The organism is Devosia sp. (assembly GCF_017307495.1).
In the GTDB taxonomy this organism is placed as follows: Bacteria; Pseudomonadota; Alphaproteobacteria; order Rhizobiales; family Devosiaceae; genus Devosia_A.
The window spans coordinates 110420-131584 of record NZ_JAFKHE010000021.1; the positions used below are offsets into that span (position 1 = coordinate 110420).

The 21165-nt window shown below is 66.2% G+C and carries 17 protein-coding genes; all 17 read left to right on the plus strand.

All coding sequences use genetic code 11. The features are described 5' to 3' along the window. Positions 1-152 precede the first annotated feature (152 nt). Positions 153-3389: an adenylate/guanylate cyclase domain-containing protein gene (locus J0I99_RS13860; protein ID WP_291398303.1), complete on the plus strand. Its 3237-nt coding sequence runs from the start codon at positions 153-155 to the stop codon at positions 3387-3389. Between the two features lie 3 nt (positions 3390-3392). Continuing rightward, the gene (locus J0I99_RS13865; protein ID WP_291398304.1) at positions 3393-5093 is read left to right on the plus strand and encodes an FAD-dependent oxidoreductase; all 1701 of its coding nucleotides are present in this window, start codon (positions 3393-3395) and stop codon (positions 5091-5093) included. Between the two features lies 1 nt (position 5094). Then, a complete protein-coding gene (locus tag J0I99_RS13870) occupies positions 5095-6528 on the plus strand; it encodes a cyclic nucleotide-binding domain-containing protein (protein ID WP_291398305.1) in 1434 nt (477 codons plus the stop codon). Beyond that, entirely contained in the window at positions 6515-6811 is a 297-nt protein-coding gene (locus J0I99_RS13875; protein WP_291398306.1) for a UBP-type zinc finger domain-containing protein, read from the plus strand. Before J0I99_RS13870 ends, J0I99_RS13875 begins: the two co-directional genes overlap by 14 nt. Positions 6812-6952: 141 nt before the next feature. After that, positions 6953-7741, plus strand: a complete 789-nt coding sequence (locus J0I99_RS13880) for an IclR family transcriptional regulator (RefSeq protein ID WP_291398307.1) — start codon at positions 6953-6955, stop codon at positions 7739-7741. Continuing rightward, the gene (locus J0I99_RS13885) at positions 7738-8625 is read left to right on the plus strand and encodes an amidohydrolase family protein (protein ID WP_291398308.1); all 888 of its coding nucleotides are present in this window, start codon (positions 7738-7740) and stop codon (positions 8623-8625) included. The genes J0I99_RS13880 and J0I99_RS13885 overlap by 4 nt, the downstream gene beginning before the upstream one ends. 18 nt (positions 8626-8643) lie before the next feature. Then, on the plus strand, positions 8644-9933 hold the full coding sequence (locus J0I99_RS13890) for an aspartate aminotransferase family protein (RefSeq protein ID WP_291398309.1): 1290 nt from the start codon (positions 8644-8646) through the stop codon (positions 9931-9933). Between the two features lie 268 nt (positions 9934-10201). Continuing rightward, positions 10202-11527: an ABC transporter substrate-binding protein gene (locus J0I99_RS13895; protein ID WP_291398310.1), complete on the plus strand. Its 1326-nt coding sequence runs from the start codon at positions 10202-10204 to the stop codon at positions 11525-11527. A gap of 192 nt (positions 11528-11719) precedes the next feature. Beyond that, positions 11720-12550, plus strand: a complete 831-nt coding sequence (locus tag J0I99_RS13900) for a carbohydrate ABC transporter permease (RefSeq protein ID WP_291398311.1) — start codon at positions 11720-11722, stop codon at positions 12548-12550. Next, positions 12550-13434 carry a carbohydrate ABC transporter permease gene (locus tag J0I99_RS13905; protein ID WP_291390486.1) on the plus strand — a complete coding sequence of 295 codons (885 nt, stop codon included), beginning with the start codon at positions 12550-12552 and terminating at the stop codon, positions 13432-13434. The genes J0I99_RS13900 and J0I99_RS13905 overlap by 1 nt, the downstream gene beginning before the upstream one ends. Beyond that, on the plus strand, positions 13431-14480 hold the full coding sequence (locus tag J0I99_RS13910; RefSeq protein WP_291398312.1) for a Gfo/Idh/MocA family oxidoreductase: 1050 nt from the start codon (positions 13431-13433) through the stop codon (positions 14478-14480). The genes J0I99_RS13905 and J0I99_RS13910 overlap by 4 nt, the downstream gene beginning before the upstream one ends. After that, the gene (locus tag J0I99_RS13915) at positions 14477-16078 is read left to right on the plus strand and encodes an amidohydrolase family protein (RefSeq protein ID WP_291398313.1); all 1602 of its coding nucleotides are present in this window, start codon (positions 14477-14479) and stop codon (positions 16076-16078) included. The genes J0I99_RS13910 and J0I99_RS13915 overlap by 4 nt, the downstream gene beginning before the upstream one ends. A gap of 4 nt (positions 16079-16082) precedes the next feature. After that, positions 16083-17246, plus strand: a complete 1164-nt coding sequence (locus J0I99_RS13920; protein ID WP_291398314.1) for an alanine racemase — start codon at positions 16083-16085, stop codon at positions 17244-17246. A 17-nt stretch (positions 17247-17263) separates the two neighbouring features. Next, a complete protein-coding gene (locus J0I99_RS13925; protein WP_291398315.1) occupies positions 17264-18301 on the plus strand; it encodes a beta-propeller fold lactonase family protein in 1038 nt (345 codons plus the stop codon). 152 nt (positions 18302-18453) lie between these two features. Further along, positions 18454-19335: an IclR family transcriptional regulator gene (locus tag J0I99_RS13930; protein WP_291398316.1), complete on the plus strand. Its 882-nt coding sequence runs from the start codon at positions 18454-18456 to the stop codon at positions 19333-19335. After that, positions 19332-19796 carry a hypothetical protein gene (locus tag J0I99_RS13935; RefSeq protein ID WP_291398317.1) on the plus strand — a complete coding sequence of 155 codons (465 nt, stop codon included), beginning with the start codon at positions 19332-19334 and terminating at the stop codon, positions 19794-19796. The genes J0I99_RS13930 and J0I99_RS13935 overlap by 4 nt, the downstream gene beginning before the upstream one ends. Positions 19797-19940: 144 nt before the next feature. Next, a complete protein-coding gene (locus J0I99_RS13940) occupies positions 19941-20891 on the plus strand; it encodes a carbohydrate-binding family 9-like protein (protein WP_291398318.1) in 951 nt (316 codons plus the stop codon). Positions 20892-21165: the final 274 nt, after the last annotated feature.

Genomic DNA, 21165 nt, shown 5'->3' on the forward strand with positions numbered 1-21165 from the left:
CATCTTCGCTGCACCAGGCGTGCGAACCCGGCGCATTCGGGACCAGGCCGAGCGCCAACTCTAGCTTGTTCGGGGCCCGCGCGATCGATAGTCTGTTGAGGCCTCAAGGCGGGTAGCGTGGGCCACCCCCAGCGGGCGTCAAGAGATGCGCGATGCAGACCTGTCCACGGTGTGGCTTCGAGAACGCAGGCGCGGCCAAGTTCTGCGCCAACTGCGGTGACGCGCTGACACCGGCCAAGCCCGTGGAGGGCGAGCGCCGGTTCGCCACGGTGCTGTTCGCCGATGTCGCCCGCTCGACAGCAATGGCCGAGCAACTCGATCCCGAGGACTTTGCCACGATCATGAACGGCGCCTTCGCCTTCATGAACAAGTCGGTATCGCAGTTCGGAGGCACGGTTTCGCGTCTCATGGGCGATGCGGTGCTGGCCCTGTTCGGCGCACCGATCGCGCACGAGGACGATGCGGAGCGCGCGGTGCGTACCGGTCTCGAGATGCAGCAGGCGGCCAGGCGCTACGCCGCCGGCATCAAGGCGCAGCATGGCGTCGATTTCGAGCTGCGCGTAGGCATCAACACCGGTACAGCCGTGCTGGCCTTCGTGGGTGACGCCATCCGGACCGAGTACACCGCGCTCGGCGACACCGCCAATGTCGCCGCGCGGCTGCAGTCGGCGGCAGAACCGGGGACCGTCCTGATCAGCGCCGACACCTACCGGCTCGTGCATCCGCTGTTCGACTTCCGTCCGCGGGGCACCATCGCGATGAAGGGCAAGTCCGAGCCGGTCGAGTCCTACGAGGTGACGGGGGCGAAGGCGGTGCCAGGTTCGACCCGCGGAGTCGAGGGCCTGAGTTCGCCACTTGTCGGTCGCGATCGCGAGATCGGGCTTCTCGCCGACCGCCTCGCCGACCTGGGCAAGGGGCTGGGGTCGGTCGTGGCGGTAATCGGGGAAGCCGGCCTCGGCAAGTCACGCCTGATGGCCGAACTCAGAGACCGCCGCGACGCTTTGCCGGAACCGCGTCCACTCTGGCGCGAGTCACGCGCGATCTCCTACGGGCAGGCAATCCCGTACTATCCCTGGCGGCAACTGGGCCGACAGATCGTCGGAGCCGACGACATGGATGCGGCGCCGGTGGTGCGCGACAAGATCGCGGCCTGGGTCGAGCGCCTTGGGCTTAACCCCACCGATATTCCCTTTTACGAAACCATGCTCGCGGTCGAGGGCGAGCAAAGCCGGCTGGCTCTGGCAGCCATGACCGGCGACAGCGTGTCCGGCGGCGTCGGTTCGGCGATCGTGAACGCGATCAAGACGGCAATGCATGCGGGCGGCGTAACGACACCGTACGTGATGGTAATGGACGACCTGCACTGGTCGGACAGCGCCACGCTGGAACTGATCGCCCAGGTGGCGACGCTTGCCGCGTTCGAACCGATCCTGCTCGTCGTGATCCTGCGTCCCGACCGCAAGGCGGCGAGCTGGCCGCTGGTCGATCGGCTGCAGGCCAGTCTCGGCTCGAGCTTCTCGCGCATCGACCTCGAGCCGCTCGACGCCACAGCATCAGGGGAACTGCTCGGCAACCTCCTCCATATCGAGGACCTGCCCAACTCCATTCGAGCCCAGATCCTGGAGCGATCGGAGGGCAACCCCTTCTATCTCGAGGAAGTGCTGCGCTCGCTGATCGATGGTGGCCAGGTGGTACGCGAGGGCGAGCACTGGCGCGCCACGCGCTCGATCCTCGAGGCAACCATTCCCGACACGCTGGCCGGCGTGCTGAGCGCACGGATCGACAGGCTGCCCGATGCGACCAAGCGCGTAGCGCAGACCGCCGCGGTCATCGGTCGAGTATTCCAGCACCGCGTGCTGCAGACAGTGTGCCGGGAGGCGCCGGCAGCCGAAAGGATCGAGCATGTCGAGCCGCACCTGGCGACACTGAGTTTCGAGCAACTGGTGCGCGAAAAGGCGCGTGACCCTGAGCGCGAGTATATCTTCAAGCACGCGCTGACCTGCGAGGCCGCCTACGACCTGCTGCTCCGCTCGCGGCGGCGCGACCTTCACGCGCGATGCGGCGAGGCGCTCGAAGCCCTGTTCGCGGAACGGCGCGACGAGTTCGCGGCGGTGCTGGCCCATCATTTCGACGAAGCGGGAAACCTCGCCCAGACGCTCAAATACGCGCGCATTGCGGCCGACAACGCGCGACGGCTCTACGCCGTGCGCGAGGAACTGGAGCATCGCGACCGCATCCTCGCCACCCTCGACAAGATGCCGGACGCACGACCCCAGGAGGTCATCGATGCGATCCTCGAATGGGCATGGGTGCGCAATCGCCGCGCCCAGTACGAGGGCATGCTCGAGAAGATCGAGCGCGCGGTGCAGATCGCGCGCGAAATCGGGGACAAGCGTCGGCTCGGCCTGGCGCTGAGCTGGACCAGCAACGTGCATATGGTCACGGGCTTTCCGTCGCGCGGCTTCCCGTATCTCGAGGAAGCGCAGGCGATCGCCACCGAGATCGGGGACGATCAGGTGTTGTTGCTGCCCTTGTTCATCGCGACGTGGTCGCTGGTCGAGCGCGATGCACGGTCGGGCGAGCAGAAGCTTGCCGAAGTCATCTCGATGGCGCGGCGGCTGGACGCTCCGGACGTGCTCGGGCATGCCCTCACCTACCGCGCCATGGCGCTGGCGCGCTTGGGCGAGTTCGACGAGGCCACCGCACTGATCGACGAAGCCCTGGCGATGACCCACACGATCAGTTCGCCGGTCAAGCAGGCGGACGTCCATATCGGGGCGAGCATGGCCTACTACGACATGGGCGACATCGAGAGGGGACTGGAGCACGCAAGGCTGGGCGCGGACCTCGCCATGTCGGCCAATGGGCTGGAATGCGCCTGCGCCGCCTATTTCGGGGTCGGCAGGGGCGAGCTCGACAAGCACAGGATCGACGATGCGCTGGCCCAGTTCCGCAGGTCGCTGAAGCTCGCCGACGCCACTGGCATGGACTACTATATCAACCTGATCCGGGCGGGGGTTGCGGAGGCCGAGTTCGAGAAGGGTGCCGGCGATTCTGTCGAGGGTATCCGTACCGCGGTGGAGAGCGCCCGCAGCACGGACGATGAGTTCGTGGTCGCGGCGCTGTCGATCCCGCATGCCCGTTCGCTGCTGCGTCTGGGACGGACCGAAGAGGCCCGGAACGCCATCGCAGGGGCCATCGCCTATTTCCGGCAGATGGAGCTCAAACCCTATCTCGCCAACGGGCTGACCATCCTCGCCGATGTGCTGGATGCGATCGGCGACGCGACCGGCGCAGACGACGCACGCCAGGAAGCGGCGAGCCTCAGAGACGAAATCCGCCTGCCCTGGCCGGTTCCGGCGGCCCAGGCCCAGGCGATGGGGGCCTAGCCCATGGAAAAGCCGGTGATCCTCGCGGTCGATGACGAACCGGCGGTCCTCGCCGCGGTGACCCGAGACCTGAGGCGGCACTTCGGCTCGGACTACGACGTGCAACGGGCGGGATCGGGTGCAGAGGCGCTGGAACTGCTGGGCGAGTTCAAGCTGGCCAATCGCGCCGTGGCCTTGTTCCTCGCCGACCAGCGCATGCCCGAGATGACGGGCGTCGCGTTCCTGGCCCGCGCGATGGAGCAGTTCCCCGACGCCAAGCGCGTGCTGCTGACCGCCTACGCCGATACGGACGCGGCGATCCGGGCGATCAACGAGGTGAAGCTAGACCACTACCTGATGAAGCCCTGGCACCCGCCCGAGGACATGCTCTATCCGGTGCTGGACGACCTGCTGGACGACTGGCGGGCCGGCTACCAGCCGGTGTTCGAGGGGGTGCGCATCATCGGGCATCGCTGGTCTGCCGACGGCCATCGGGTCCGCGAGTTCCTGGCGCGCAACCTCATCCCCTACCGCTGGCTTGACATCGAAACCGATCCGGAAGCGCAGGAGTTGCGAGAGCTGGCGGGGGCGGCTGCCGAGCCGCTGCCCCTGGTGCTGCTGCCGGATGGCACCGCGATGTCGCGCCCGACGGTGCCGGCTCTGGCCGAAAAGGTCGGCCTGCATACCCACGCAGTTGCGGATACCTATGACCTCATCGTCGTCGGGACCGGGCCAGCCGGCCTCGCCTCCGCTGTCTATGGCGCATCGGAAGGGCTGCGCACGCTGCTGATCGAGCGCGAGGCGCCCGGGGGACAGGCCGGAACGAGCTCACGCATCGAGAACTACCTCGGGTTTCCCGTTGGCCTCAGCGGCGCCGACCTGGCGCGGCGCGGAGTCGCGCAGGCACGCCGGTTCGGCGCCGAAATCCTTACCCCGATGGAGGCCATGACGCTCGACACGCAGGATGGCTACCACATCCTCACCCTCAGCGACGGCAGCCGCGTGGCGGCTCAGGCGCTCATCGTCGCGACGGGTGTTTCCTATCGGCTGCTCGACGTCCCCGGTGCGGACCGGCTTTCCGGAGCCGGGCTGTTCTACGGGGCGGCGCAGACCGAGGCGTTGGGGGTGAAGGGACAGGCTGTCTTCGTGGTCGGTGCCGGCAATTCCGCCGGGCAGGCCGCGCTACATCTCGCGCGCTATGCGAGCTCGGTGACGTTGCTGGTACGGGGCAAGTCGCTCGCGGAGAGCATGTCCAAGTACCTCATCGAACGCATCGAGGAGGCCGACAACATCACCGTCCGGACGGGCGTCTCGATTGCAGAGCTGTATGGGGAGGAGAGCCTCGAGGCGGTGTCGATCAAGGACGCGGCGAGTGGGAAGGTCGAGCGAGTTCCGGCCCGGGCCGTGTTCGTGTTCATCGGCGCCTCGCCACGCACGGACTGGTTGAAAAACCGGCTGCAACTCGATGCCCAAGGCTACATCCTCTCGGGGCCGGATCTCGAGCACCAGCCAAATCGCAGGCCGACGGGCTGGGATGTGGAACGTGAGCCGTACTGGCTGGAGACAAGCGTTCCGGGGGTCTTCGTTGCCGGTGACGTCCGCCGGCAATCGACCAAGCGCATCGCCTCCGCCGTTGGCGAAGGCGCCATGGCCGTGGCGTTCGTCCACCAGCACCTCAAGGGTCCTGCCCCCGCACCGCGCCCCGTCCTTCCGCCGGAGAAATGAGATGGCTGCCGATGCTGTTGACCATCCCGTCGACGTGATCCGGCAGGTTCCGATCTTCTCCGAACTGAGCGATGTGGAGGCCGAGGAACTCTATCAATCCGGACGGCGGGTGGTGGCGGCGCCCGGTGAACTGATCATCCGCGAGGGCGCGCCGGGCGACGCGCTGTTCATCATCCTCTCGGGCCTGCTCGAAGTGACCAAGCTCGACGACGGTCGCGAGGTCACGCTCGCCACTCGCGGCGCCGGTGATGTCCTTGGCGAGATGAGCCTGCTCGAGCGCACGCCGCGAACCGCGTCGGTGCGGGCCAGCCAGCAAAGCGAGCTGCTTTGGATCGGGCAGGAGGAGTTCCGCAAGCTGCTCGCCAAGCGACCAGAGGCGGCGGCGACATTGCTACGGACCGTAATGGCACGGCTGCGCAGCACCGAGGCTTCGCTGGTGCAGTCCGACAAGCTCGCTGCACTGGGCACGCTCGCCGCCGGGTTGGCGCACGAACTGAACAATCCGGCCGCAGCGATCCAGCGCTCGACCGGCTATCTTGGTGAGGCGTTCGAAGCGTGGCGGCGCCGCACGGTGGAACTGAGCCTGCTGCACATGTCGGACGTGGAGCGGCAGGGGCTGACCGAGCTCGAAAAGGCAATTGCCGGGTGCCGGGCAGTTCGGTGTTCAGACGCCGAAGCACGCCGACGAGAGGGCCCGCTCATCGACAGGCTGGAGGCGCTGGGCGTCGAGGAGCCCTGGGAAGTCGCGCCAGCCATGGCGGTCTACGGATGGACGGCCGAGAAGCTGGACCAACTGGCGAAGACCTTCGACGCGCCGCACCTCAAGCCGGTGCTGCAATGGATGGGGGCGGGACTGGCTGCGCAGCAGTTGATGGAGGAAATCGAGGCCGCGTCGGTCGCGATCTCCCACATCGTGCGGTCGGTGAAGTCCTACGCCTATCTCGACCAGGCGCCGGTTCAGGACGTCGACATCGCCATGAGCCTGGACGATACGCTGATGATCCTCAACCACAAGATCAAGCAGGGCGTGGCCGTGACCCGCCTGTACGAGCCGGCACTGCCGCGCGTCGAAGCCTATGCGGGCGAACTGAACCAGGTGTGGACGAACATCATCGACAATGCCGTGCAGGCAATGGGGGGGCAGGGCTCGCTCGAGGTCGGCGCACGCAGGATCGGCGACGAGGTCGAGGTGCTCATCGCCGACAGTGGTCCCGGCATTCCGGAGGAGGTCGGCAAGCGCATCTTCGAGCCGTTCTTCACCACCAAGGCGCAAGGCGTCGGCACCGGCCTGGGACTGCACATCGCTCATAACATTGTGGTCAACCGCCACCGTGGGAGGATCGGCTACACTTCGGCCCCAGGACGGACCGAGTTCCGCATCGTGCTGCCGCTGCGGCTACGGCCAGTTTCTGGGGCTAGTGATGACGCCGAATAGCCGCTGCACCCACGTGAACCTGATCCGCGAAGATGTGGTGCCCAGCATGGTCGATGCCTGCGAGGATTGCCTGAAGACCGGCAGCAGCTGGGTGCACCTGCGCGTCTGCCTCGTGTGTGGCCATGTCGGCTGCTGCGACGAGTCTCCAAATCGCCATGCCCGCCGGCATTTCCATGCCACGGGACATCCCGTGATCCAGTCATACGAGATCGGTGAGAACTGGCGCTACTGCTTCGTCGACGACGAAGATCTCCCGCCGGGACCCGTGCTGCGTACCGGCTGAGCCGGCGCCCCCCAATTCATCGGCACTTCCAGGATCGCAGAACTGCGGACGACGCGGGGATGCGCGCGCTCGCCCCGTGGCTTGACTTCGGCTGCAAAGTCGCATTCACTGATTTCACTGAGTAAAATTGAAGTTCATCAGATGAATTCTGACGAGGATCGCTACGCTATTCGTTCCGTTGACCGGGCCCTCGACATCCTCGAGTGCGTGGCCGGGCAGAACGGCGAGCTGACGGTCGACCAGATCGTGTCGGCGACCGGGCTGCCGAAGAGCACTGCGTTCCGCGTACTCGCGACGCTGACCGGCCGGCGACTTCTGGAGCGCGACCCGCAGAACCAGACCTATCGGCTGGGGATGCTGGCACTGGTGATCGGCGCACGGGCGATGGGCGACCTGGATTTGAGGCGCGCCGCGCGTCCCCATCTTGAAAATCTGGTCGCGGTGACGGGCGAGACAGTGCACCTGTCCATCCTCAGCGCGGACAATGCCCTGTGCATCGACAAGGTTGACGCCTCGCGGTCGATGCGGATGGCCTCGTTCGTCGGCTTCCTCGATCCGCTGCATTGCAGCGGCGTGGGCAAGGCCCTGCTGGCGTTCCAGGACGAACCGGTGCGGCAGCAGCTGATCGGGCGGATGCGGCTGGATCCCCACACCCGCCACACGATTACCGATCCTGACCGCCTCGTTGCCCAGATCGATGAGATCCGCGCGCGCGGCTACGCCGTCGACGACGAAGAGATCGAGGAAGGGCTGCGCTGCGTCGCGGCGCCGATCCGCGACCATTCCGGCTCGGTGATCGCCGCCGTCAGCATTTCCGGCCCGACCACACGGGTCACCGATGCCAGCCTCTCCGACCTCGCAATTGCGGTCGAGGGCTGCGCCCAGACCATATCGCGCGAACTCGGCGCGCCGCAGGGGAAGACCACATGATCATCGACGTCCACTCGCATACGCCTCAGTTCCGGAACGCAGTCCCAACCGAGAACCGTCGGCTGCACCATACCTGGCGGCCCGACCGGTCGGTGGACTCGGTCTACAGCTGGAACGACTACCTCGAGGCACAGAAGCCGGCGGACAAGTCGATCGTCTTCGGCGTCGCGTGGGCGCCCGGTGAAAGAACCGGTGGCGTCAACGGCTTCAACGAGCCCGGCGATGTCGCCGTCGGCGTGAACGACGTGACGGCTGCCTTTGCGAATGCGCATCCGGACCGACTGATCGGGTTCATGTCGGTGCATCCGCACGATCCCAAGGCGCTGGAGGAGATCGAGCGCTCGCGCACGGACCTGAAGCTGCGCGGCATTAAGATGGGCGCCAACTACCAGGTCTTCGATCCGCTGGAAAGCCGCGCACTGGCCATCTACCGCGAGGCCGAGCGGCATGGCTTGCCGATCCTGTTCCACATAGGCACCTCGCCGGTGCGGATGGCACCGATCCGCTACGCGCATCCGCTGGTGGTGGACGAAATCGCCATGCGGTACCCCAGCCTCAAGATAATCATGGCCCATATGGGCCACCCCTGGACGGTCGATACGGCCGTAGTCGTGCGCAAGCACCCCAACGTCTATGCCGACGTCTCGGGCCTGCTGTACCGCCCGTACACCTTCTACGAAGGCATGATCAAAGCCACGGAATGGAACGTGCTGGACAAGCTGCTGTTCGCTTCGGACTACCCGATCACGACGCCGGCCGAAACGCTCCACGCCCTTCGCAATGTCAACGCGATCGTCGAGGGCACGGCCTTGCCCCGCGTTCCCAGCGACAAGATCGAACAGATCATCCACCGCGACAGCCTCGCGCTGCTCGGCCTCTCCTGACACGAGTCCAGTCCCGACATGAATATCGACAAGTCCAAGAGCCTGTACGAGCGCGCCACAAAGGTAATCCCGGGCGGCGTAAACTCCGCGACCCGGCGGCTCAGCCAGCCCTATTCATGGGAATGGGCGGAAGGCGCCTACATTCGCGATGCCGACGGTAACACTTACCTCGACTACCACGCCGCGTTCGGCCCGATCGTCCTGGGCCACAACGACCCGGCTGTGAACGCTGCCGTCGTCGAAGCCCTCAACGGTCCGGACATGGTCGGCGTCGGCGTCACCGAGCAGGAGATCCAGCTCGCCGAGAAGGTAGTGCAATACGTTCCCTCGGCCGAGATGGCGCTCGCCTTCTCGTCGGGCTCGGAGGCCACCTACATGGCCGTGCGCCTGGCCCGGGGCGTGACCGGCCGCGAGAAGCTCATCAAGTTCCAGGGCACCTTTCACGGCTGGCACGACTACCTGCTGATGAACGTCATCAGTCCTGCCGACAAGATCGGGAAGAAGGATCCGGGCAGCGCCGGACAGCTCCAGGACGCGATCGACAACACGATCATCGTTCCGTTCAACGACCTCGCGGCGACCGAACGCGCCATTGCCGAGAACCCCGGGCAGATCGCCGCCATCTTTATGGAAGCGATCCCGCACAATATCGGCTGCGTGCTGCCGCGGCAGGATTTCGTCGAAGGGCTGCGACGCCTCTGCGACCAGCACAGCATCGTGCTGGTCTTCGACGAGGTGATCACCGGCTTCCGCCACGGCCTCGGCGGGTACCAATCCGTGCTGGGCGTGAAGCCCGACATCAGCACCTTCGCCAAGGCCATCGCGAATGGCTATCCCTGCGCCATCATCGCCGGCAAGCGGGAGCTGATGCTGCAGTTCAGCACTGCGCCGGGCGGCAAGGTGTTCGTCGGCGGCACCTATAACGGCCATCCTGTCGGATCGGCCGCGGCACTGGCGACAATTGCGGCGCTCGAGGACGGCACGGTGCACGAGCGCACCTTCCGGCTGGGCGACAGGATGCGCGCCGGTCTAGCGGAGATCGCCGGACGGCTTGGCATCCCGATGGTGTCCGCCGGGTTCGGTTCCGTGTTCACCCCCTACTTCATGAGCGGCAACATCGAACGCTACGAAGACCTGCTCGCCAACGATACGGCTCGCGACGTCGCGTTCCGCCAGGGGATGTGCGATCGGGGCATCTTCATGCTGCCCTTGCCGCTCAAGCGCAACCACATCAGCGCCGCCCACACCGATGCCGACGTCGATCGCACGCTGGAAACAGCGGAGACAGTGCTCAGAACGATAGGCTGAGCAGGCTCTATCATATGCAAAAGTTGGTGTTGATATATGATAGTGCATGCCGTAGCCTAATCGCATGAAGTTACCGACGAGCGGGTTGAGGGAAGCGCCCGCTCGACGGACAGGAAGCAGCAGGCCGGCGGGCCGGGTTGCGCAGATGTCGAAAGTGCCGGGTCCATCTTCAGGGCGGGACCCGGGGACGTTTGCGGCCAACCGCGGGCGATCCGAACTGCCCTTGTTTCGTGTCGTCGTTCAGCTTCGTCCAGGAGAGAGGGAACTCATGAAGACCACCAGAACCACCAACGGCCTCGGCTCGTTCAGCCGTCGTTCGTTCCTCAAGGCGGGTGGCGCGTCCGCGCTGGCCGCAACCCTAGTGCCGGGTCTGATGACCGGCACCGCCAAGGCAGCCTATTCGGGTACGCTCGACATGCTGGCCTGGGATTTCCAGCCCGACACTATCAAGTCGCTGGTCGGTGAATGGACTGCCGCGGGCAACCCGGCGGTCAATGTCGCCGTCATTCCGAACCTCGGCTATACCCCGGCGCTGCAGACCCGCCTGCGCGGCGGCGACAAGATCGATCTCTACTACAACTTCGCCTACAACTCGCAGAAGTTCATCAACGAGGGCTGGGCGAACAAGCTCAACGGCCTCCCGGGTGTCGACGACATGATCGCCGACATGTTCGAGAGCGCCCGCCGCCGGCACGTGAACGCCGCAGGGGACATCATCAGTGCCCCGTACTTCTCGGCCGTGCACATGCTGCACCACAACGCCAAGATGCTTGCCGATGCAGGCCTGGCCGTGCCGACGACGCTCAAGGAAATCTACGATGCGTCCAAGTCGCTGCAGTCCAAGGTCGCTTCGCCTTACGTCGCCTATTGGGTGAAGGAGTTCTGCGAGGAATACCTTCACACGTACCTGCTCAACGAGCAGATCACTGCCTTCGACGATGCCGGCCAGCCGGTGTTCGCTGACGATCCCAAGACCGTCGGCGTGTTCGAGTGGTGGCAGGCCATGTACCAGGAGGGCCTCGCGCCCAAGTCACTGCTCACCGACGATCCGGGCAAGCTCAGCAACGAGATGGCACAGGGCAACGCTGCCTTCTACGTGCTGCACCACTACTTCCTGACGTCGATCCGCTCGCTCGAGGGTCCGGAGTCGGCCAATGTCAACATGGCACCGGCCGGCCCGTCGACGCTGCAGATCGGCGAAGTGCTGCAGATGGGTCAGTCCGACAGCGAGGATGAGCGGCTCGCGACCTGGGATTTGATGAAGTACTATGGCTGGAAGGACGCCGACGGAAAGTTCAAGGTGTTCAACCAGTGGGCCAAGGCCGCCGGCCTCGCCGCTCCGTATGCCGGGTTCTTCACCGACCCCGAAGTGATCGCCTCGTTCCCCGACTACTACGATCTCGCCATGCTGTCGGACACGTTCGCGACCAAGTCGAACGTGGTGCCCGCCCGCACCCTGCCCTGGTACCCGGACTTCCAGGCCAAGGTCGGCGACATCATCCACGCCCTGCTGCTCGGCCAGGCGACCCCGGCCAAGACGGTCGAGGACCTGACCGCCGCCGCCAAGGGCGCGCAGGGCGGCAAGACGCTCTAGTCCCAACCTCATCCATGCCATCGCCCCACGGGGCGGTGGCGCTCCGATCCTTTCGCTTGATGGCGGATGGATGTCGGCCATGCATGGCCAACTGCAGATGACTGAGGAGAGCACGTGGCTGCGGCACCTGACCTGAGCGGACTCCCCCCGAAAGCCGACCGTGCATTCGGGCTGAAGCTGGTGGCACCAGCGATGATCATTCTGATCGTCCTGCTGGCGCTGCCGACCGTTCTCACCGTGATTTACAGCCTGCACGACGTGCCCGCGAGCGGCGCAAGCTTCGGCCCCTTCGTCGGCATCGAGAACTACCAGATCATCTTCTCGAGCCCGGTGTTCTGGCGCTCGGCCCAGGTAACGGCCACTTTCGCCATCGGCTTCGTCGTCCTGTCGACGCTGATCGGTCTCGCCATGGCGATGCTGCTGAACCAGCGCTTCATCGGACGGGGCCTTGCACGCGCGCTGCTGATCATCCCGTGGGCGACGCCGTGGCTGGTGATCGGCATCCTGTGGAAGTGGTTCGCCGACGGCAGCGTGGGTGGGCTCAACGCCGTGCTGCTGATGCTCGGGCTGACCAGCGACTACATCCCGTTCCTGTCCGACCCGAACACGGCGATGCCGATCACTGTGCTGGCCGCGGTCTGGCGGCAGGCGAGCTTTGCCGGCATCCTTCTGCTTGCAGGCCTACAGACCCTCCCCGAGGAGTTGCACGAAGCGGCGCAACTCGATGGCGCCAACTGGTGGCAGCGCCTGACCAACATCACCCTGCCCTGGCTGCGGCCGGTGCTGATCACCGTCACGGTGTTCAACGTGATCTATGCCTTCTTGCAGTTCGACGTCGTCTTCGCGATGACACAGGGCGGACCGGGCGACACCACGCAGGTGATGAGCATCCTCATCTACAGGCAGTTGTTCGTGAACACCAATATCGGGCTCGGCTCGGCGCTCGCCGTCATCCTTGGCGTGGTGGCCCTTGTCGGTGGCCTGGTGATCGTAAGGTTGTTCTATCGCAAGGAGACCATGTGATGGCCATTGCAGCAGCCGATCACGGTCGTCGTCGCAACATTCCCGCCACCGTCGCGCTCTATGCCGGGGTGCTGGTGTTCGCGGTCTGGATCCTGCTTCCGGTCTGGTATCTGGTGGTATCCAGCCTGATCACACCGGGTCAGCTCGGCATCAAGCCATTCCCGCTGATCCCCTCCAGCATCACATTCGACAACTATCTCGCCGTGCTGTTCGGCAATACTGGCGGCAAGGGCATCGGCAGCACCGACATGGGGACCCGGCTGGTGCCGGCGATCGGGCAGAGCCTGCTGGTTAGTTCGATCCTGGTCGTGCTGAACCTGCTGATCGCAGGCGCCGCCGCCTATGGGCTGTCGCGCTATCCGTTCAGGGGCGCCCGCACCTTCGAGCTCTCGGTGATCGCCAGCCGCATCGTGCCGGCCATCGCCATCATCGGCCCGTTCTTCGTCGCCTTCCGGGTCATGGGGGTGCTGAACACGCCTTGGGCGCTGGTGATCAGTTACAATGTGTTCACCCTGCCGCTGGCGATCATGATCCTCAAGAATTACTTCGACCAGTTGCCGCGCGAGATCGAGGAGGCGGCCAAGATCGACGGCGCGACGCGCCTGCAGACGCTGTGGATCATCATCGTGCCGATCGCACGGCCCGGCCTCGTTGCAGCAGGTGTGCTGATCTTCCTCGAAGCCTGGAGCGAGTTCTTCTACTCGCTGGTCCTCACCAACCAACTCACCGTGCCACCGCTGCTCGCCGGGTTCCAGTCGGTGCAGCAGTTCAACTGGAACGCGCTTGCCGCAGCCACGGTGATGTCGATGCTGCCGCCCACCGTTCTCGTCCTCATCTTCCAGCGCCACGTTGTCGGTGCGCTTACCGCCGGGGTCGGCAAATGAGCCAAACCATCAAGGCCGCGGTGCTAAGCGCCGGCGCTTGGTCACAATCGAGCCACCTCCCGGCGCTCAAGGCCGACCCGCGGGTACAACTGGTGGCGATCTCGAGCCCGAATGCCGAGATGGCGGCAAACCTCGGTCGGCAGTTCGAGGTGCCGCACTTCGCCGACTGGCGCGAGGCGCTGGCGACGGGACCCGAGATTGTCGTGGTGTCGAGCCCGCCGGTCGCGCATGAGGAACAGGTGATCGCTGCGCTCGAAGCCGGCGCACATGTGCTGGTGGAAAAGCCCTTCGCTCTCAGCGCCGGACCTGCCCGCCGCATGCGTGACACCGCGGAGCGCCTGGGCAGGGTGCTGCTGGTAGGCTTCGGCTGGCCGGCGGCACCGATCTTTGCCCTTGCCCGCCACCTGATCGATGCTGGAGAGGTCGGCCCTGTCGAGCACATGACGATGCACCTGGCTGTAAACACCCGGGCGCTGCTCTCGGGCGGCACGGACGGGGGCTGGGGCGGCAAGGCGGAATCGAATACTGCGACCTATACCGACAAAGCCATCTCCGGGGGCGGCTCGGCGGCAGTGACGATGTCGCATCAGCTCGGCATGGTCGAATGGCTGGTCGGCGAGCCCATCGTCGCGCTCAACGCCAGCACGTTTCCGCCGGCCAGCGACATTGACCTGCACACCACCGTCAATGCCGAGTTCGCGGGAGGCGGCTCGGCCGCACTCAGCGCCGCTTCCACGCACCCCTACCTGGCCCGGCCGCAGTGGCACATGGCGCTGTACGGCGGCAACGGCCAGCTCTGGGCCGACTCGGTCGCCGACACGCTGCGGCTGGTCAGGGCCAATGGCGAGACCGTCGAGTACCGCGGGCCAGACGCGTCCGGCGTCTACGATCCCGGCGCCCCGACCAAGGCGCTGATCGAGTGCGGTTTCGGCGCACCGGCCCCGGCCGGCCTCACAGCCCGCCTGGCCGCGCGCGTCGTGGCCGTTACCGACGCCATCTACCTCAGTTCCAAGAACAACCAGAAACTCCAAGTCGAAGAGCAATGAGCACCAGTTCCATCCTGTTTACCGGCGGCCTTGTCGTCGACGGCCTGGGCAACGCTCCAGTGCGTGGCGACGTGCTGGTGAAAGGCGACCGGATTGCCGGCGTCTTCAAGGGCGCCAAGCGGCCCAACGCCGACCGTGTCGTCGATATTTCGGGGCTGTGCATTGCACCCGGCTTCATCGACATGCACACGCATTCCGACCTGCAAGTCCTGGTCAACCCCGACCACACCTCCAAGCTCAGCCAGGGCGTCACGACCGAAGTGCTCGGACAGGACGGGCTGAGCTACGCGCCGATCGACGAGGCGACGCTTGCCGAGTTGCGCAGCCAGCTCAAGGGCTGGAACGACGATCCGCCGGGCTTCGACTGGAACTGGCGCAGCGTCGCCGAGTACCTCGAGCGCCTCGACGGCAATGTCGCGGTCAACTGCGCCTACCTCGTGCCGCACGGGAACCTGCGCATGCTGGTGATGGGGAACGAGCCTCGCCTCGCGACCCCGGATGAACTCGAGAGGATGAAGGTGTTGCTGCGGCAGGCGCTCGAGGAAGGCGGCGTGGGGCTTTCGACGGGCCTGACCTACGTGCCGGCGATGTACTCAGATACCGACGAACTGGTGGCACTGTGCGAAGTGGTCGCTGAGTATGGCGGCTTCTACTGCCCGCACCACCGCAACTACGGCGCCGATGCGCTCGGCGGTTATGCGGAGTGCTTCGAGATCGCGCGTCGTTCCGGCGTGGCGCTGCACCTCGCACACACTCACCTGAGCTTTGAGCCCAATCGTGGCAAGCTTCCGCAACTGCTGAAGATGTTTGACGAGGCGATCGCCGAAGGCATCGACCTGAGCTTTGACGCCTACCCCTATCTCGCCGGCATGACGACGCTTCTGTCGCAGTTGCCGAGCTGGGCACTTGCGGGATCGGGCGAGGAGCAGATGCAGCGGCTGCGCGATCCCGAGACGCGCAAGCGCATCATCGAAGCGCTCGACGTGATCGGCTCGGACGGCCATCAGGGCCTCACCGTCAACTGGTCCAATGTCTATCTCGCGGGGCTCCCCGGCGCGCCCGAGATGGAGTGGATGATGGAGGGCAGCCTCGCCGACGCGGCGCGAAAGCTCAACACGTCGCCGGCCGAGCTCGCGCTCGACATCCTGATCGCCACCGAGCGGGCCGCGCCATGCGTCTTCTTCATTGGCCACGAGGAGCATGTCCGGACGCTGATGCAGCGCGACGAGCATACCGTCGGCAGCGACGGCATCCTGGTCGGTGACCGGCCGCATCCCCGCTCGTGGGGAACGTTCCCGCGCATGCTAGAAACCTATGTGCGCGAGGAAAAGGTGCTGACGCTGGAGGAGTGCGTGCGCCACATGACCAGTTCCGCAGCCAATCGCCTGTGCCTCACCGATCGCGGTCGGATCGCCGCCGGCGCGATGGCCGACCTCGTCGTGTTCGACCAGGACAACGTCAAGGCCAACGCTACCTACGAGAACCCGCGGCAGGCCGCTTCGGGGATCGTCCATGTCATCGTCAACGGCACGTTCGCCGTCGAAAACAATCATGTCACCGGCCATCGCAACGGTCGGGCACTGCGCCTGGGAGCCTGAAGATATGAGCCGGACTGCCGTAGCCATCGCGAATGACGCCAACGGCGCCAGCTGGGCCGACCTGCCGGTGGCGACGCCGGGCCTCGTGATCGACCTCGACGTGCTCGATCGCAACCTGGACGAGATGGCGGCCATCGCCCGTTCGGCCAAGGTGGAGTTGTTCCCCCACGCCAAGACGCACCGCATGGCCGAAGTCGGCTTGCGGCAGATCGAGCACGGAGCTGACGGGCTGTGCGTCGCCAAGCTTGGCGAGGCGGAGGCGTTCGCGGCGGCCGGAGTGAAGCGGCTGTTCGTCGCCAACCCGATTGTCGGCGCCGACAAGGCGAAGCGGGCGCTGGAGCTGTCCCGCACGGTCGACCTCATGCTGGCGACCGACAGCGAAGCGGCGGCGGCCAGCATCGGCGCCACCTTCGTTGCCGCCGGCACAACCGCCCGGATGATGCTCGCCATCGATTCCGGCCTCGGGCGCGAAGGGGTCACCGCCGACAAGGCGCCGGATGTGGCGGCTGCCATTCACGCTGTTCCCGGTGTCGAACTGGTCGGCATCTACACGCACGAAGGCACCACCTACGGCGCCAAGGACCATCCGGATCTCGCCTCGCGCGCCCGGGCCGCCGGCGCGTTCATGGTCGGGGTGGCGGAGACCATCCGCGCTCGCGGCGTACCGCTGCCGATCGTGTCGCTGGGGGCGTCGGCGTCGGCCCGCGAGGTCGCCCACGTGCCGGGCGTGACCCAGATCCGGCCGGGCATCTATGCCTTCAACGATGTCGGCCAGATCGCCCTGGGCAATGCCAGCCTCGACACAACGGCCATCCGTGTGATCGCGACCGTGGTCAGCCATCCCGAGCCGGAGCGGGCGTGCATCGATGCGGGCTCGAAGTCGCTCAGCACCGACCTCGTGCCGGCCTCGGCGCATCGCGAGGACTTCCCCGGGATGGGACTGATCGTCAATGCGCCGGGCTGGGTGATCGAGCGCATGTCCGAAGAGCACGGCTGGCTGCGCTGGCATGGCGAGGGCGCGCCGATCCCGCTGCCGGTGGGCATGCGGCTCGAGATCGTCCCCAACCACGTGTGCATGGCCTTCGCCATGTTGCGGCGCGCCAGCATTGTCGATCATGGCAGAATCGTGGGTCATTGGGATGGTTTCGGTCCCGGCGCGTCCGAGTAGATCGACGAGGAGGGATCATGTCTGACTTTACGCTTGGCGAAGGGCAGTCGCTGCTGGTGGCGTCGCGCGGCATCTTCGAACTGCATGGACTGACGCGCTGGGTCCAGGAGGGAGGCAGGTGGCGCGGCAAGACGCTGGCCCGGGTCAACCAGCTCTCGAGCCTGACGCGTCACCCTAGCCTGCCGGTGGTGTACGGAACCTCCCGCGTCGGCATGGAGGGCGAAATCCACGCCTGGCGGATCGAAGGCGACCGCGCCGTGACGCTGGGCGAGAAAGCGAGCGAGGGAGCCGAGCCGTGTCATCTGGTGGTCGATCCCAGCGGTCGGTTGCTCATCGTCACCAACTACAGCACCAGCACGCTGGCCCTGCAGAAGCTCGCGCCTGACGGCAGCTTCGACGGCCCTATCGCGCTGCTCAAGCTCAGCGGCGGCGGGCCGGAGACCGAGCGGCAGGACGATGCGCATCCGCACCAGGCGTTCTTCGATGGCGAGACCCTGATCGTCATCGATCTGGGCGCCGATCTGGTGCGCGAATTCAGCGTCGACCCGACCAGGCCTGGGGTCGATGCGCTCACGCCGACCCGCACGACGGTCGTTCCGGCCAATACCGGCCCACGCCATGGGGTGGTGCTACCGGACGGGCGGCTGGCGATCAGCGGCGAGTTGGGCGCGAACCTCGTCGTGGGACGCCGTGGCGGCGCCAGTTGGGCCAATGTCGGCAGCAGCCGATATGCCGGCCCGGGCAAGACACGGTGGACCCGCAACTATCCGGGCGACATCCAGCGCTCGCTCGACGGCCGGCACGTCTATTTCGCCAATCGCAGCATCGACACGGTATCGACCTTCGATGTCACCGGCGCGGAGCCGGTCCTGGTCGGCGAACTCGACACCCTGACGCAATGGCCACAGCACCTTCTGGTGACCAAGGCCCACGTACTCGTCGCGGGCTGGGACTCCTCCGCGGTGAAGGCGCTGCCGCTTGCCGATGGCGTGCCGACCGGCGTGACGCACCTGTTCGACTGTCCGGGCGCCGGGTGGCTGATGCTCTGGGACTGAACCATCGGCTGCGGCGCTGACACTGGTTCGACCGTAGCGGGGCCGGAGGTCGGTTGCGGCGTTTTCCTGTGTTACTGCCGGTGGCGGCAGTGGCAGTTGCGGCGGGTCGGTGTTAGTCGACGGCGGCGCCACGGCAGGGGCAAGGGGGAGCAATGGCGAGGCGTCCGAAAGCACAGAGCGAGGAAAGCACTCCTGCGCCGGCAGCCAAGCCGGTCGCCCGACGGCAGCCTGCCTCGGACAAACCCGCCTACACGGCGCCGGCGCTCGAAAAGGGCCTCGACGTGCTCGAGCTGCTGGCCACGCTTTCGGCTCCGGTGACCCCCAGCCAGATCGCGCAGCGGCTCGGTCGCTCGCTGCAGGAAGTCTACCGCGTGGTGCTGGCGCTGGAGCGACGGGGCTACCTTCTCCGGCCGCCGGGCGAGGAAGCGCTGGTCCTGTCGACGCAGCTGTTCGGGCTCGCCACCCTGTTTCCGCCGTTCCGGCGTGTCGTGGATGCGGCGCAACCGATCATGAATGCGCTGGCGCTCGAGACCTCGCAGGAAATCCACATGGCGGTGGTCGACGGGCTCAACCAGCGCATCATCGCGCAGGTGGACAGCCCGGCCCCGATCGCCATCCGCCTGCGGGTGGGCGCCGCCAGTCCTGCCGTTCGGGGCACCTCGGGCCGCACCATCGTCGCGTTCCAGCCCGCCCCGGTGCAGCAGTGGATCCTCGAGCAGTCCGAGACGATCGTGCCGCCCGAGCAGCTCTCGCGCTATCGCCAGCGCATCGCCCACATCGCGGTGCAGGGCTATGAGCGCATCGAGGGCGAGGTGGTGCAGGGCGTGACGGACCTCAGCTTTCCGATCATCAATGCGGCGGGCGTGTCGCTCGCGGCGCTGACGATGTCGTTCCTCGCCAGCCATCAGGTCATCGTGCCGTTCGACGACGCCGCGGCGATGCTGTTCCGCGCGGCGCGGCGGATCAGCGAACTGATGGGCGGCGAACTGCACGAACCGACCTTCCCCCTGCCGACTCCGGACAAGGCCCGATGACCGAAGCCAATCCGTTCCCGCCCTCCGACGCCGACCGCCATGCGATCTGGGAGATGCTGGTCCGCCGGGACAGCGACTTCTTCCTCAGCGGCGACTGGTCGATTGTCGCCGACGACTACGTGAGCGAAGGCTTTCTCGGCATCGAATGCGCCCTGTCGCTGAACCCCGACGACTGGCGCCCCGCCTATCCCGACGTGGAGGCCTATCGCGACGCTGCGGTCGCCGCCCGGTGGGACCGGGAGAATTTCGCCGAGGAGCTGCGACCCGCCTGGATCAGGTGCCAGACGCTGCCTCGCATCGATATCGCCGGTGACCGGGCCCTCGCACACAAGCGGATCGACGGCCGTATCCAACGCAAGGACGACGACCCCCTCGTGCTTGCCTGGCGATCGGTCTTCCATCTCCGCCGCGAGGACCGGACCTGGAAGATCAGCGGATTCACCGGCTACCTGCCGCTGTAGCCGGCCGGGACGCCGCGACGCCGGGAGATGCCGGCCTGCCGCCGATCCAGCGGCACAGCGATTTCGCTCAGCGGAACGTCGGCTGATTGACCCAGGGTCAGCAAATGCCCTCAGCTCAAGAGCAGCAACAGCCGGGACCGTTTCATGAGCAAGCCACTCGACGATCGTGCACCTTCGGCTGAGCTGAGGCCCGATTTCCTCAGCGACGGGCACCTGTCGGTGGGACCTTCGCCCCGGTTTCCGGAAGTACCGCGCTGGGCGACCGTGGCCAACGTGCCGACGCGCGACCTGCCGGCGATTCCCACCTACACCTGCCGCAGGGTGACGAGCCCCCTGACGATCGACGGCAAGCTCGACGAACCGGAATGGGATCGGGCGGAGTGGTCTGCCCCGATGGGCCGCATCGAGACCGGCATCGTCGATGCGCCAGCCGCGTCGGTCGCACTGCTCTGGGACGAAACCTACCTCTATGTCGGCTTTCGGATCGCCGATCCGGATGTGCGCGGCACCGCAGTGCGGCATCACGAACAACTCTACATGCTCGATGACGATGCCGAAGTCTTCGTCAATGGCGTCGGGCGCTACTATGAGGTCGGCGTCAACCCGATCAACACCATCTACGAGTTCCGCTGGACCTGGCTCGAGCCGTTGATCGCGCGACAGGACCATGCGGCTATCGAGGCGCTCTTCAAGACCCGCGACTTTGTCTACTACACCGCGCGCGCCGGCGAACTGGCCGGCCGCATTGGCGACATGAACTGGGAATTGCCCGGCCTCCGGCATGCGGTGGCGATAGAGGGTACGCTGAACGCTCCGCACGACAGGGACACCGGCTGGACAGTGGAATACGCGCTGCCCTGGTCAGGACTGGCCCAGATCGGCGTGCCATCCCCACAGGCCGGACAGCAACTCCGCATCCAGGCCTACCGCGCCTTCCACAACCGCGACGAGAAGTCGGCCCGCGCCGAGGAAATGGCACGCGCATGGCCCGGCGCGACGCCGTATGAGAGCTATACCTGGTCGACCATGGGCAACGGCAACGTGCACAATCCCGAGCGATGGCCGGTGATCACTCTGAGTGACGAACCGGCCTGACCAATGTCGCCGTGCTCGCTTCCCGGCCAAGCGTCTGGCCGCTCCGCTGCCTGACGGATCCGAGGTTTCCGGGCAGACGGCCGGTCGCGGCAGAGCACGGGGCGTGCGAACGTGTCCGACAGCCATGCGGCTTCGGAGTTTGTCAAAGAGCCATCCCCGTTGCGGGGGATGAAGCGAACGGGCCGGCGGGGCCTTTGCCCCTCGCGGTAGTCCGCAGAATGAATGAGGCTCACGCCTCGCCGGCCGATCGGGGTTTTGGGCCTATGGCACGCGG